Genomic DNA, 15,638 nt, shown 5'->3' with positions numbered 1-15,638 from the left:
TTATCAAAGTAAAATAGATAAAAAAAAATGAAAAAAATTGCATTATTACTAACTTTTACAATTAGCATATTTATCCATTCTCAAGAAGATAATACACATGTTGTTGTAACAACAGATACTTATACTTTTTTAGAGTCTGATTTAGCTGCTTGTAAACCACATATTTTTATAAAAACAAATGTCACTGCAACACTTCCTGAAACTTCTTTAAATTCGTTTGCTTTTTTACCTATTAAATTACTTAACAATAATAGTGTAATAACTATCATTCCTGGTGCTGGTGTTAAACAACTACAGTTTGTTTATGATAACTCTAATTTAGAAAACGGAGGAGATGCTATTAGTTTATACAGTTATATTAATGATGAATGGGGAGTTTGGAAAGGATCTGATAATGTTATAGTTAGTATATATACACCTGCTACAATTACCAACTACTATAATGTTAGTAATGCTTTAGCTGATAATACTTATGAAGCAAACTCAGCAACAACTGGTATTGTTGCAAACAGAACAACTGTCTCGGTAGAAACAACAAATGTTAGTAATGGTAATTATGCTTTAAAGGTGCAAAAAACGGTATCAGGTGGTGCAAAAATTGAAGTTGATATGCGTTTAGATAATACAACAGATTATACAATGACTTTACTAGTAAAAAGTGATGGATCTGCTTTGTTTACTCCTAACGCTTGGTCTGGTATTACAAACTTTGAAGTTTTAAGTGGTACAACCACAACAGAATATTCTACATATACTATAAGATTTACTACAACTTCTAATAGTCAAACAGCTAAATTTTATAATTATGGAGCTTTAAATTCTGTTTGGTATTTAGATCAATTAATAGTAAATAAAACTAGTGATTTATAAAATGAAATATATACTTTATATATTAACATTTGTAGTACTTCAATTAAATGCTCAGCAACTAGCTTTTCCTAGTGCTATTGGTGCAGGTGCCTACACTACTGGAGGTAGAGATGGTATTGTTTTACACGTTACAAAACTAGATGATATTCTAGATGTTAATAATCCTAATTATGTTGGTACTCTAAGATGGGCTTTATCACAAAATTATAATAGATATATAGTTTTTGATGTTAGTGGTATTATTGTGTTACAAGACCTTCTAGGTATATATAGTAATAATAGTAATGTTACTATTGCGGGACAAACAGCACCAGAAGGAGGAATTACAATTGATGGTGATCGTTTTTATTTAAATAATGTAGATAATATAATTGTACGATATATACGCTTTAAAGGTGGAGTAGATGCAGACAGAAACCCAAATTTAGATGATAATTTAGGAAACGATTCTGTATCCGCTGTTGAAAATATAACGAATCAAATTTGGGATCATTGTACTTTTGGATTTGGTGCTGATGAAGCAGCGAGTTGGTATACATCTATAGAAGATGCTTTTATAAATAATATAACTATTCAAAGATGTTTATTTATAGAAAGTCCAAGAGGTTCTATTTTAGGTAAAGAAGAAGGTAACTACAATGAATCTGGAAAAATATCTTTTATTTTTAATATGTTTTATAATTCTGGTTATAGATATCCTAACATAGCAGGAACTAACTATAACTTTGATATTATAAATAATGTGACTTGGGGTCAGTCTGGAAGATTAATAAGAGGAAATGGAGGTTTTAATTTAAATCATATAAATAATTACAATGATTTTGGAGATAACTTAGAATTTCCTGTAAAAGACCAAACACTTCAATTATTTGGCTATAATCAAATACCTAATATTTACACTAACGGAAATAAAATCGTTGCTTCTGTGGTTTCAAGTTTAACTAACTCAATTTCAGATATGAATGCTAATAATAAGTTAAGTTGGAAACGTTTTAATTTCGGTAGTTCTACTTATGGTGATCAACTTCCTAGTTATTATTTTACTAGTACACAACATATTATTTCAGGTCCTTCATTTACTATTTTATCTGCAGATGAAACTATAATAAATGTTAGAAAAGATGTTGGTTGTAATGCAAGATTAAACTCAGATGGAAGTGTAGGTACTAATTTAGATGTATTAGATTTAAATGCTTTAAATCAAGTAGCATCTGGTAATTATGTTACACCTTTAAATCTGAATACGGATTATAACGTAACTCCTATAAATTCTATATCTAGATCTAGATTTTTTTATAATAGTAGTGATCATATTCCTGAAATTTGGTTTATAGCAAATGTTCCTGAAGGTAAAAATTATAACGACATAGCACCAAGTGGTTATTCTTGGTTAGAGGAGTATTTAAACCAAATAGATATAGATTCTAATACAAATAATGATTCTTTTTGTAGACTTTGTAAAAATTTAATTTCTAATTAAGGTTATCAACATATATATACATATAATCATTTTTCTTTTAAATTTTAAAAAATAAAATGGTGGTTATTATAGCTTGTTAATAGGTAGTATAACTTTTAAAGGTTTTGTTTTGAGAAATGACTTATTAGATTTACTTAATATATAATTAACAATAATTTTTTAGTTAACTACTTCATTTTAAGCCTAAATTTAAAATCTATTCACAGTTGTTAATAACCGTTGTTAATAGAAATAAATGATATGTTTTTTATAAAACCCTGTTTATTTCCTCCCTATCTCTTATTAATAACTCTCTAAAAAAAAGCAGTTAACTAATTAGGTTTTAAAATTTCTAGCTTAGTTTGTAAAAATTAATGAATAAACCTAATTTTTGTTTTTAAGACTTGTAAACAGTTATTAACAAGTAATCCTTATTTTTAGTTACACTTATAAACAGTGATTATAAATACTTGTATTAAAAAAAGTTTGTAAACATAAAATTTATGGATAAGTAAGTAGTTATAAGTTATGCTTACTTATAAGCAATTATTAACTTTGAAGCTTAATAATAGATTTCTATTTTCAAAGAAACAATTAAAGACTTTAAATCAATGAACATCTCAATAGGAAACGATCATGCAGGTCCAGATTATAAAGAAGCTATTGTAAAACACCTAGAAAGTAAAGGATATAGTATTACCAATTATGGTACTGATACTATAGATAGTGTAGATTACCCAGATTTTGTACATCCTGTTTCAAATGATGTTGCTGATAATAAGGTAGATTTTGGAATTTTAATTTGTGGTAGTGCAAATGGTGTTGCAATGACAGCTAACAAGCATCAAAAAGTAAGAGCAGGTATTTGTTGGACTAAAGAGATTACCGAACTCACAAGACAACATAATAATGCAAATATTTGTTGTATTCCAGCACGTTTTACAGCATTACAACAAGCGATTCAAATTGTAGATACTTTTTTAGAAACTGAATTTGAAGGAGGTCGTCATCAAAACCGCGTTGATAAAATTCCATTACAGTGTTAAGTATATTTACTAAAACATTTAAAGAGTTAACCACAAAAGAACTTTACAACTTATTACAATTAAGAAGTGAAGTTTTTGTTGTAGAACAAGATTGTGTATATCAAGATGTTGACGGTAAGGATGAAAAGGCAATTCATGTTTTAGGTTATAAGAATGACAATTTAGTAGCTTACACACGTATTTTTAAACCAGGAGACTATTTTAAAGAAGCGAGTATTGGTAGAGTAGTGGTGAAAGAAAATGAAAGGGCTTATAAATATGGTTATACCATAATGAAAGATTCGATAGAAGCAATTAAAACACGTTATAATCAATCTAAAATAAGAATATCTGCTCAAACCTATCTAAAGCAATTTTATAATAATTTAGAATTTAAGGAAGTAGGAAAGGAGTACCTAGAAGACGGTATTCCACATATTAATATGATTAGAGTTTAATCAGCTTTTTTAATAATCCGAGTCACTAAAATTTCTACACGCCTATCTAACTCTGGCTCACCACCTAAAGGTTGTTTTCTTCGCATACCGACATATTTCATTCGGTATCGTTTTACACCATTTTTAGCAAGATAATCATAAACATATTTTGCCCTAGCTAAGGATAAATTACGTTTTTTTGTTTTACGATCTACAGCATCTCTATTACCTTGTGTGCAGCAAACATGGCCCACTATTGTAAAGTAAATATCCTCACGTTCTGACAATATTTTAGATATTTTATCTAATACAGGCTTAGAGTCTTTTACTAAATAACTATAACCAGTTCTAAATAATAAGTTTTCTAAAAGAATCTTATCACCTTCTTTAAGTTCACCTTTTAATATGTCCTCTAAATTTTCTTTCTCAGATACAATTTCTTTAGGTTTTGGAGGAAAGACAGGCTTTACAATTATCTCCACCTTTCTGTTAAGACCTCTTATTTTACTTAGATTTTCTTCGTGTACAATATTTACTAAAATTTCTCCCTTACCATCAACATTTGTAATTACAGATTCATCTATTTCGTTATTAGAAAAAACGGTTTTAATAGCATCTGCACGTTGCTGAGAAAGTACTAAATTATAGGTATTACTACCTCTATCATCGCAAAAGCCATATATAGATATTTTCTCTATATCCATGTTGTCTATTTCAGCTAAAAAGAGAAGTAATCTACTATGTTCTGTTTCAGGAATATTATACTTATCGGTTTCAAAATAAACCTCATGCTTCAATTCTTGCTGAGAAAATGCAAGTTGAAAACTTAAAAATATAAGGATAAGTAGGGATTTCATTTTATTATAATTTTCTTACAAATCAAAAAACTATATAATGCTAAATATAGAAAAAAATAAGTTCTATCTCAAAATACTTGCATATTGAGATGGATTATTGAGAATACTCAATGCTTTTTTTATCTCTGTATTATTAGCTGTATAGTATGTATACAGACCTTCGCTATAGAAATAACGTTTAATTATTTCATCAGTAATTAATGATTTTAATTGTGTTCTATTGTCCTCAACAGCATTAGATTTATAATCCTTTAAAGCGGAAGTTAAATTGTTATATTGTGAATTTATAACACCATCAAGCTCTTCTTCTTTTGCAACGTTTATAGCATCATTTAAAGCTTTTTCTGTCTTGGTTTCAAAATTAAAACCTTTCGTTTTTATATAATTCTTAAATTTTTTAAACTCAGAATCAGAAAACTTAAATTCAGTTATGTCATCAATACTGTTATTGTAATAGTAATTCGTTGCATAGTTAAAAATTAAGTTTTCGTTTAATATAGCTTTAGTGATTGGTGTTTGTTTCGAGAAGGTCACTTCAATATCTGGTTGTACACCACCACCATCAAAAACATCACGCCCATTTCTTGTTTTAAAAGCGTTGTAATTTTCTTTTTTAGTACGAGTAGCCTTACCATTTTCATCTCTATTCCAATAATCTAATGCTTGTATACAACGTCCTGAAGGTGTATAATATCTTGAGATGGTAATTTTCATCTGCGTACCATAAGTCAAAGGCTTTGGTCGTTGCACCAAACCTTTTCCAAAACTACGCGTACCGACTACAACAGCTCTATCCATATCTTGTAAAGCACCAGAAACAATTTCACTAGCAGAAGCACTACTTCCATCTACTAATACCACTAATGGAATTTCTGTATCTATAGCATCTCGTTTAGTGTAATAGGTTTTGTTATATTTTTTAACTTTAGATTTTGTGGTAACCACCAATTGATCTTTTGGTACAAAAATGTTAGTGACATTTACAGCTTCATTTAATAAACCACCAGGATTTCCTCTGAGATCTAAAACCAACTGACTTGCTCCTTGATTTTTTAAAGCTCTAATAGCACTAATCGTTTCAGAAGAGGCTTTATTATTAAATTTTCTTAGTACCACATAACCCGTTTTTCCATCTATCATAGAGTAATGCGGGACCGCCTTAATATCTAAAGACTCTCTTATGATTTTAACCATATTGGTTTTACCTTGGCGTCTGTAAGTGACACTCACTTCAGTACCAGCTGCACCTTGCAATAAATTAGCCGCATCGTCTTTAAAATCAGAAACGACAACATTATCTACTTTAATAATTTCATCACCAGCTTTTAATCCAGCTTTATCTGCCGCATAATTTTTATAAGGCTCAACAATAACCAACTTATCTTTTAAGGTTAAAACTTTTGCACCAATACCTGTATAATCACCAGCATTATTGATTCTTGAGGCTTCAATATCTTGTTCGTTATAGAATTGTGTATAAGGGTCTAGGTCATCTAACATACTATTTATTGCAGTATCCATTAAATCACCAGGATTGGTATCATCAACATAATTCATGTTGAGTTCTTTAAATAATGTTGTGAAAATTTCTATTTGCTTAGCGATTTCAAAAAAATCATTTTTAAAAGCAGTTGTGCTAAAAAATATGACCATAGCTAAAGCGGGAATAACTAGTTTTTTATGTAGAATTTTTTTCATGAGTCAATTACATTAGTCAGCGTTTTTATCTAAGAATTTCTTAAACAACATTTTCATACTATCATTTAATGTATCAAAAGTTGTTCCATCTTTACTAAGATACAAAATCATAAACGCATAAGATGTTGAACTATTGTTAAAGTATAAGGGTTTATTGAGTCTATAGGCTTCTCTTAATAATCGTTTAATACTATTTCTAGAAACCGCTGTTTTATGAAGGCGTTTACTTACAGAAACACCTGTTTTTAAAATACTTTTATCCTCAAATTCAGTTTTAAGGTATACTAACCGCAAAGGAAATACACTTAACGCCTTACCTTCTGTAAAAAGCTGTTCGATGAGTTTTTTGCTTTTCAGCTTGTCTTTTTTTGAATATTTGAAGTTCATTAACCTTAATAACAATTAAACAAAAATAGAAAACCGCATCAATTTGATGCGGTTTTCTAACATATATCTACTATAATAACTATTCTTTTGTAAACGTATTATTATCTCGCTTTACATCAGCCATCATCTGCGAACTGTCAATTTCAACAGATTTTACAGCTTTTTTAGTTTCAAAAGTATACGTTGGCATTGCCCAAGCCCAATCATTAACTATGGTTGCTGAGGTTGGTTTTTCACCACGCATCATTTGTAATGGGATATAGAACTCTTCTGTAGAACCATCAGCATAGGTCACTGAAAGATCTATAGGCATTGGTATTAAACCAATACGTTCTAAAGTAATCGATTTTCCTTCAACAGATTTAACGCCATAGTCTATCTTATTTGTAGTTTGCGCAAAATCAGTTAAGTACCAATTGAGTTCAAGATCAGAAACACGTTCAGCTGTTCTTATAATGTCTATCGGCTTAGGGTGCTTAAAAGCAAAATCTGTAAAGAACTTTTTAATTGTTGTTTTTAAGTTGTCCTCTCCAATCACATAACCCAATTGTGCTAGAAATACAGCGCCTTTAACATAAGTAGCTACGCTATACGAACTATTATATTCATATCTATCCGAATGCGTTGTCATTGGTCTTTCATAATCCGTTAAAGCAAAATTAGTATAACCTAAATAAAGCCTTGTTAGCGGATTATCTTTTGGATTATTGGATAGTTTATTCTCAGCAAGTGTAGAAATATAGGTGGTAAACCCTTCATCCATCCATCCATATTTTGCTTCATTAAAAGCCAACACAAATTGAAACCACGAGTGGGCAAGCTCATGGGCAGTAACACCAACAAGGCTTCCAAATTTACGTTCGCCAGTAATTAATGTACACATCGCATATTCCATACCTCCATCACCACCTTGAATTACCGTATATTGCTTATATGGATATGGCCCAATATGCTCATTAAAATACTCCATCAACGCCGCTGTTTTGGGCTGAAGTTTTTTCCAGTTATCTAAGTACTCTTTAGAAAGTGTTTTTTTGTAATAGAAATTAAGCGTTGGTCCATTAGGCATTTCATACACATCATGAATATAATCAGGATCAGCAGCCCAAGAAAAATCGTGAACGTCGGGAGCGATATAATGAAGTGTTTTTTTGCCATTTTTAGCTTTCGTTTCACTTTGTAAATAGCCAGAACCACCTACAATGTAATCCTTATCAATAGTTAATTTAATATCAAAATTTCCCCAAACACCATGAAACTCCCTACCTATGTATGGATCTGCGTGCCAGCCCTCATCATCAAATTCTGCTAACTTTGGATACCATTGGGTCATAGATAACGCCACACCTTCTTTATTGTTCCTGCCAGAACGACGAATTTGGATAGGAACCTGAGCGTCAAAATCCATATCAAAGGTTACTTTTTCTCCAGGTTGAATAGGTTGATCTAGTTTTACTTCCAAAACAGTACCAACAGTTTGATGCGATATAGTTTTACCGTTTTGTTTTAAGGAATTTACCTTGATGTAGCCAATCTCATTTGGTTGAAGCTTACTAATACGATCACCAACTCTTGGGTCTGGATCTTGAATTGTTCTTGAACGCACATCCATTTCACTCCCGGGTTGAAAGGCGTTAAAATATAAATGATAATAGACACGGTTTAATACGTCTGGTGAATTGTTAGTGTAAACTAATTTTTGTTTTCCTGCGTATTGATAGGTTTTAACATTCATATCAATCTCCATATCATAATCCACGTGTTGTTGCCAATGCGAATTTGAAGTAGGTTGAGGTGTTGTCGGAAGAGATGAGGTTTGTGCCACCACATCAGTTGATCCGCAAGAGAGGACAAGAGCCAAACAAATTAAACTTAAAAGAAATTTTTTCATGTTACTTTATTTTCGAAGCCATGATTAGAGCATTATATGCATTTGCTATTCTACCAGTTTTAGATAAATCCGCAAACGGTTTTACATTAGATGCGTCTCCCCCAACAACAACTTTAGTTGTTAATGGTAGGCCAGAATCTAAAATGACTTGTTTTACCTGAGCAGCACTTAAATTTGGGTACTGAGAACGGATAAGAGCAGCAATCCCAGCTACGCCAGGAGCCGCCATGGAAGTTCCGCCTTTAAAATCATATTCGTTTTCTGGAGTTGTAGAATATACAGCTGAACCAGGAGCAAAAACATCCACATTCTTTTTTCCATAATTAGAAAAACCAGACACCATTTTAGAACCATATTTTTGAGTTAAAGAACCTACTCTAATATAGGTGTCTGATACCTCAACAAAATTTACATTATCATCAGGAAAATTAGGTTTCACATCAATATTATTACTGTCGTTTCCTGCAGCGTGTACAAAAACAACATCATTATCTGAGGCATATTTAATAGCGTCTCTTACCCATTCAGAATGAGGAGAGAATGACTTACCAAAACTACCGTTAATCACCTTTGCGCCGTTATCAACAGCATAGCGAATTGATAAAGCGACATCTTTATCGTACTCATCGCCATTTGGGACAACCCTTAAAGCCATAATCTCAACATTATTAGCGACTCCATTTGCTCCTTTACCATTATTGCGTTCAGCGGCAATAATGCCCGCAACATGCGTACCATGAGATTCTGATTTTTTCACATGTTTTACATTGCCGTTTCCGTATCCTTTATCTGATATATCGCTAATATTGTCATTTGTTTTTCTCCCTGAGAAATCTGTATTTAAATGAAAGTTTAAGCGTTCATTAATTTGATCTTGAACACCTTTAATTTCTTCAACCGCATCAGGCATAGATAACCCGTTTGCGTTTACGTTTTGGGCTATTTGAACAGCCTGTTGAACCGCTGGATCATCTGATTTAATTCTGTTTACCTCTTCTATAGTATACTCAGATTTACCGATTTGCTTTTCTAAAGTTGTATGAGCATTATTAACAGCTTGTCCTATTTGGTCATACTGTGTTTTGCGACCCATCCATTTTTGACGCTCAGACTCTAGCAACTCTTGTGCCTCCTGATATCTTGGATTTGAAGTCTCTTTTGCAGATAACATTCGTGTATATTCTAATTGCTCATCATAAGCATCACCTAAGAAATTCCAACCATGAACATCATCAATATAACCATTGTTATCATCATCTTTTCCATTATTTGGAACCTCTTTTTTGTTGGTCCAGATGACGCCATCTAAATCTTCATGGTCAATATCAATACCCGAATCAATTACAGCAACAATAACTTTCGTACCTTTTTTTCCTTTAATTATTTCTGCATAAGCCCTATCTACGGCCATACCAGGAATCGTATCTCTTTCTAAATCTAAGTGTCCCCAGTTTTCTTTTTCAGCCTCAGTTAAATCTGTTACTTTAAGCGGTGATGTATCAATATTCTCAACAGGTGTTGTTAGAATATCAGCCGTGGAGCCACAACCCACAAACAGTGTTGCAACAAAGCTTAAAGAAGTTATAAATCTGTAAGTAAGTTTCATGTTTTTATAGTTTAATTAAATAGTGTTTCACAAGTAAAAGTTTCATTAAGTCTTACACCTTTTTCGGTGTGCTTAACTGTAATAATTTCGTTATGCGCATCATGCTCTAAAAATAAATAAAAATTTTGATCAGCAGCCATATTTAAAAATAATTCTTTTTCGTCTAAAGTCAATAAAGGCCTTGTGTCGTAGCCCATCACAAATGGTAATGGTAAATGACCAGCCGTAGGTAATAGGTCTGCCATAAAACAGATTGTTTTTCCTTTGTAATTTATCATAGGAATCATTTGCTTATCTGTATGACCATTTGCAAAAAAAATGTCAAAACCCAATTCTGAATTACTTAAAACCCTATTTCCAGGTAATGATGTGAATTTTAATTGCCCACTATCTTCCATTGGTAAAATATTTTCTTTCAAAAAAGATGCGACCTCTCTACGGTTTGGTTCCGTAGCCCATTTCCAGTGATCTCTATTGCTCCAAAAGTGTGCATTTTTAAAAGCAGGCTCATAAGCCGTTCTGTCTTTATTCCATTGAACACTTCCCCCACAATGATCAAAATGAAGATGTGTCATAAATACGTCAGTGATATCATCTTTATGAAAGCCATAGGCAGCAAGCGACTTATCAATACTGTCATTTCCCCAAAGATAATAGTAGCCATAAAACTTGTCACTTTGTTTATTACCCATACCTGTATCGATTAAAATCAAACGATTACCATCTTCAATTAACAAACAGCGTGCCGCAATATCAATCATATTATTATTATCTGAAGGGTTGGTTCTATTCCATAGCGATTTTGGCACCACACCAAACATAGCGCCACCATCTAGCTTAAAGTTTCCTGCATTAATAGGGTATAATTGCATAGTCACGCAATTTACCAAATTAGAAAAGAACATATAATATTCTTTAGAGTTTATTAAGATTTTTAGGGTTGTAAAAAAAAAGCTATTTTCGAAAGGATTAAAAAAATTAAACTATGGTAGAGTTAGCAGGCATTATAATTCTAGGAATATTAGCGCAATGGGTAGCCTGGAAGCTTAAAATACCAGCAATTTTACCATTAATTCTTATTGGATTATTGGTTGGTCCAATTGCTGCAGAGTTTTTAAATGATGGTGTAAAGTGGATTGAGCCTATTTGGAACGGCGAGGAAGGCTTATTTCCTGGGCAAAGTTTATTCTATTTTGTGTCTTTAGCGATTAGCATTATTCTTTTTGAAGGCGGATTAACTTTAAAAATGAATGAAGTAAAACACGTAGGACCTGTTATTACAAAGTTAATTTCGCTAGGTGCGGCCGTTACTTTTTTCGGTGGGGCGATTGCGGCGCATTTTATTTTTGATTTAAGTTGGGAGATTTCGTTTTTGTTTTCGGGATTAATTATAGTAACTGGGCCAACAGTGATAACCCCTATTTTACGCAATATTCCTTTAAAGAAAGATGTGTCTGCTGTTTTAAAATGGGAAGGGATTTTAATTGATCCTATTGGTGCTTTAGTCGCTGTTTTAGTCTTTGAATTTATTAGTGTCGACGGTGGTGGAGAATTTACAAAAACAGCTTTGATAGAGTTTGGGAAAATTGTGTTATTCGGTGCTACATTTGGTTTTACTTTTGCACATGCGATGAATTTTATTATAAATAAAAAGTATGTGCCGCACTACTTATTAAACGTATTTGCGTTAGCTGCTGTATTAGGTGTTTTTGTCCTTTCAGACACTTTTGCTCACGAGTCTGGATTGTTGGCCGTTGTGGTTATGGGGATGGTTTTAGGAAATGCGAATGCCCCGTATTTGAAAGAGCTTTTATATTTTAAGGAGTCGCTCAGTGTTTTACTAATTTCAATTTTGTTTATCCTCCTCTCTGCGAATATTAATATGAGCGATTTGTATTTAATTTACACATGGAAAACAGCTGTTGTATTCGCTGCAGTTGTATTTATTATTAGGCCTATTGGTGTCTTTTTAAGCACACAAGGTTCGACGTTAAAGCGCAATGAAAAACTATTTATTAGCTGGGTAGGTCCTCGCGGTATTGTGGCTGCCGGGATAGCGTCCCTATTTGGACTAAAATTAGCAAAAGCGGGAGTACCAGGAGCAGAATATATTACGCCTTTGGTGTTTATGATTGTATTAGGCACGGTATTGTTAAATGCCACTACAGCTAGGTATTTCGCAAAATTAGTGGGCGTATTCTTAACGAAGTCTGATGGGATTCTAATTGTTGGCGCTTCTAAGTTATCTCGATTAATAGGTGACTATTTAGAATCTAACGGTAGGCATGTAGTATTAATAGATAGCAACCAAAGTAATATTGAGAAAGCGAAGGAACTTGGTCTTGAGGCTTTAAACACAAATGTTTATTCAGAAACTTTATCTGATAATATTGAACTTAACGATGTAGGCTATTTAATGGCTATGACAGCAAATTCAGAGATTAACAAATATGCTATTAAAAAGTTTGGCAAACAATTTGGCGAAAACGGATCTTTTCGATTAGTAACAACACATGAAATGAATAGCCCTGAGAATAACCCAAAAGAAGGTTTGTTTTCACATACCGATGATTATATTACCCTTACTGAAGTCACTCGTAAATACCCTTCAATTTTAGAAATTGACATAGAAGATAAAGCTCATTATGAAAGTCTTATAGAGATTACAAATAAGGAAAAAGATATGATTCCTTTGTTTCTAAAAGATGATGAAGGGGAACTTCACATCATATCATCATATAATAAAGAAATTGACACCTTGGGTGAGGAAAGTAAATTAGTTTATTTAGGAAAGTCATTTTAAATACATTGCTTAATTCTTGATTAGCTTCTTGAATATTATTTTGTCATTAGTGTTCTGCGGTTATAGTTTTAAAGAAAATTACAAAAAAACTCGGTTGTTTAAAACCGAGCTTTCTCCACTAAATATGATTAGAATTAAACTAATCATAGATGCTATAGTTAGTGTTTAATAATTTTTCTATTTATTATTCGCCCAATGCTGTTTTTCGCTTTTATAAGGTAAATACCATTTTCTAAATGTTTTAGTGAAAAAACAGACTTGTCTGTTCTTAGAACTTCACGCCCATTAATGTCATAAACCATTACCCTATTAATTGATTCATCACCAATATTAACCATGCCTTTAGTTGGGTTTGGAAACACTAATACCTTATCACTATTAGAAGAAATTTCATTGTTGTTAAGTGTAAATTGAGATACACTAATACCAGATTTTATTAATAAACCATAGTTAGTAAATAAGGCCATTAATACTTCTGATGAAGTATATTGTATAATTTCAAATTTTTTCACAAAAAGGTCTTTGGGGAATGTGTTAAGACGAGCATCTAGAATATCATTATTTTCACTTAAAGAAGAAAAGTCTAACCTTTCTGCCTCATCATTAATTCCCCTAAACTGATTAACCCTAAGTTGACTTCTGTCACCAATGGCGACCAACAAAACATAAACTATATTAGTGGCTTCATCTACATTTAATTCAGTTCGAGTTGTTCGTATAATTTCATCTTCTATATTATCATTATCTAGATCTAATGTCACATCTGTTACATTAATTTCTGAAGAATTAATATTTTCAGTTCTTAATTGAATAGTATTCTCGTCATTAACATAACCAGATGATTCTTCTCCCAAAGCAACAGCCGCAGCAATAGTTATGACGTCTAATAATGGATAGATTGGGTGGTCTTCTTCCCAAATAGTTAAAGGAGTATTATTTAGTGATCTAACCCACGATTCTTTTGTGCGCTTAACCTCTCCTGAGCTATTAGTTTTTACTCCAACCGTCATAATTTGGTCGTTAGCAATATCTTCTACACAACCAAAATTAACATCTTGTGTAAAATCTCTATCATTTGTAAAAATTTCTTCAGAAGTGGAACACAGACCATTTTGGAAATCACATTGTGTTTTATAAACTCTATAATTAAAAGCGGCATCAAACCCTTTGTGAACCAGTGTTAGTATTCCATTATCAGAATTACCAACATTTGCTTTTTTAGTTATAATAGATAAGTAATCAGGTAAATTATGATTTACGGTGGTTATATCATCACTTTCATTATAAACTATCCAACCGGTATTTGTATCAATAATAAATTGATCATTATCACTAATTACATTTCCAATAAAATTTCCGGGAGACGGAGTAAGGGTTGTTGCGGTTGAAAAGGCACCATTAAAATTCAACGGATTTATTTCCGTGTAATGAAAATCAAATGTTCTAGTAAAACCAATATCTAAATTACCATTTTCTTTTTTTCGAATTGAAAAATCCCCCACCACATTTGAGTTTACTGCTACTGGCGCATTTAGATAGTTAATATTAGCATTTGTACACGTTTCTGTTGAGGGTGTAAATTCAACTAATTTCCCAATGTCTGGAATACTTGAAAAAATTGTAGGTGCTGCATATACTTTTCCGTCTCCTCCAAAAGCAGTTGCTGTATATAGATTTTCATTTAAACAATTCATGTCATCTTCTCTGTAGTTTACCCATGTATTAGTGCTTAAATCAACAATAGAAAGTCCATAAAAGTATGTGCTAGGCGCTGAGGTATTTACTACTAGATTGCCATTTGTTTCATTTATAGAAATATCATGGACTTGATAAGGAAAACCATTAATTGGATCAGGTGCCTGATAAGTATTCCAAGCCCCAGCACTACTTAGGGTGTTTAGCCCTTGAAATCCGCCTATATAAAGTAAATCATTAGCGTCTACCTGTAATGATATTGTAAAATCATTAGCAAGATCTGAATTAGAAGAAGTATAGTTGGTCCAAATATCTGTGGCTTTTTCTAATTCCCATAAGCCATTATTAGATCCAGCAAAATATACTTTTGTGCCAGCATTATTTTCAACGATATCTTTAGTTCTGAAGGCGGTCACTTCCTCTACTTCAAAAGAACCATTATTAAATTTCTGATATCCAAAAGCATCTTCTTTAAAGATATAAAGCGATCCGTCTTTAGCATATTCTAATTCTAAGATGAAAAAAGGGTTAGTAAATTCTCCAATGCTTAAGTTAGAATTTTCATAGTTGTAAACAGTAACACCACTCCCATCATAAACACCAATACCATCAGGTAATGCAAAGGCAATATCGTTACTAGTAGGATCTAATGCGACATCATGAACCCTTCCAATTGCTGGGTCTTGAGTTGTGAGATTTAAAAAATCGGTCACTGTACCTGCTGTCGTATTGTACTTTATATAACCAATGTCAGTAGCTAAATGCAATTCATCTGAGTTGACATCATCTGGTACAATTTTAATGATATTTGATGCTTTAGTATATAGATACCAACCATCTGTCTGAGCAAGAGCTGTAAATGAGTATAACAACCCTAATAATATAATACATTTTCTTTTCATAATTCTTA

The 15,638-nt window shown here is 32.1% G+C and carries 12 protein-coding genes; 5 read left to right on the top strand and 7 right to left on the bottom strand.

Features of this window, described 5'->3' with window-relative positions; translation table 11 throughout:
- Positions 1-27 precede the first annotated feature (27 nt).
- The 4 genes from WPG_RS06305 to WPG_RS06290 all read left to right on the top strand — a co-directional run bounded on the left by WPG_RS06305 (position 28) and on the right by WPG_RS06290 (position 3,812).
- Positions 28-870: a hypothetical protein gene (locus tag WPG_RS06305; protein ID WP_045470579.1), complete on the top strand. Its 843-nt coding sequence runs from the start codon at positions 28-30 to the stop codon at positions 868-870.
- A gap of 1 nt (position 871) precedes the next feature.
- On the top strand, positions 872-2,350 hold the full coding sequence (locus tag WPG_RS17315; protein ID WP_052471172.1) for a hypothetical protein: 1,479 nt from the start codon (positions 872-874) through the stop codon (positions 2,348-2,350).
- A 590-nt stretch (positions 2,351-2,940) separates the two neighbouring features.
- Entirely contained in the window at positions 2,941-3,375 is a 435-nt protein-coding gene (rpiB, locus tag WPG_RS06295; RefSeq protein WP_045470577.1) for a ribose 5-phosphate isomerase B, read from the top strand.
- Positions 3,369-3,812, top strand: coding sequence for a GNAT family N-acetyltransferase (locus tag WPG_RS06290; RefSeq protein WP_045470575.1), 444 nt, complete (start codon positions 3,369-3,371; stop codon positions 3,810-3,812). The genes rpiB and WPG_RS06290 overlap by 7 nt, the downstream gene beginning before the upstream one ends.
- Here WPG_RS06290 and WPG_RS06285 read toward each other — a convergent pair.
- From WPG_RS06285 to WPG_RS06260, 6 genes are all read right to left on the bottom strand, one after another.
- On the bottom strand, positions 3,809-4,648 hold the full coding sequence (locus WPG_RS06285) for an OmpA family protein (protein WP_045470574.1): 840 nt from the start codon (positions 4,646-4,648) through the stop codon (positions 3,809-3,811). The genes WPG_RS06290 and WPG_RS06285 overlap by 4 nt on opposite strands.
- Before the next feature lie 63 nt (positions 4,649-4,711).
- Positions 4,712-6,346 (bottom strand): S41 family peptidase, encoded by a 1,635-nt coding sequence (locus tag WPG_RS06280; protein WP_045470573.1) that lies wholly within the window; start codon positions 6,344-6,346, stop codon positions 4,712-4,714.
- A gap of 12 nt (positions 6,347-6,358) precedes the next feature.
- Positions 6,359-6,733, bottom strand: coding sequence for a ribonuclease P protein component (gene rnpA / locus WPG_RS06275; RefSeq protein WP_045470571.1), 375 nt, complete (start codon positions 6,731-6,733; stop codon positions 6,359-6,361).
- Positions 6,734-6,812: 79 nt separating this feature from the next.
- Positions 6,813-8,624 (bottom strand): M1 family metallopeptidase, encoded by a 1,812-nt coding sequence (locus tag WPG_RS06270; RefSeq protein WP_045470570.1) that lies wholly within the window; start codon positions 8,622-8,624, stop codon positions 6,813-6,815.
- A 1-nt stretch (position 8,625) separates the two neighbouring features.
- Positions 8,626-10,230 (bottom strand): S8 family peptidase, encoded by a 1,605-nt coding sequence (locus WPG_RS06265; RefSeq protein ID WP_045470569.1) that lies wholly within the window; start codon positions 10,228-10,230, stop codon positions 8,626-8,628.
- Positions 10,231-10,241: 11 nt separating this feature from the next.
- Positions 10,242-11,102 (bottom strand): MBL fold metallo-hydrolase, encoded by an 861-nt coding sequence (locus tag WPG_RS06260; RefSeq protein ID WP_045470566.1) that lies wholly within the window; start codon positions 11,100-11,102, stop codon positions 10,242-10,244.
- A gap of 113 nt (positions 11,103-11,215) precedes the next feature.
- On the opposite strand from WPG_RS06260, the gene WPG_RS06255 reads away from it, so the two are divergent.
- Positions 11,216-13,033, top strand: a complete 1,818-nt coding sequence (locus WPG_RS06255) for a cation:proton antiporter (RefSeq protein ID WP_045470564.1) — start codon at positions 11,216-11,218, stop codon at positions 13,031-13,033.
- Positions 13,034-13,191: 158 nt separating this feature from the next.
- Here the strand turns inward: WPG_RS06255 and WPG_RS06250 are convergent, their stop codons facing one another.
- A complete protein-coding gene (locus tag WPG_RS06250) occupies positions 13,192-15,630 on the bottom strand; it encodes a T9SS type A sorting domain-containing protein (protein WP_171817160.1) in 2,439 nt (812 codons plus the stop codon).
- Positions 15,631-15,638: the final 8 nt, after the last annotated feature.

This window comes from Winogradskyella sp. PG-2 (assembly GCF_000828715.1).
In the GTDB taxonomy this organism is placed as follows: domain Bacteria; phylum Bacteroidota; class Bacteroidia; order Flavobacteriales; family Flavobacteriaceae; genus Winogradskyella.
This window is presented reverse-complemented; position numbering and strand designations above follow the sequence as displayed.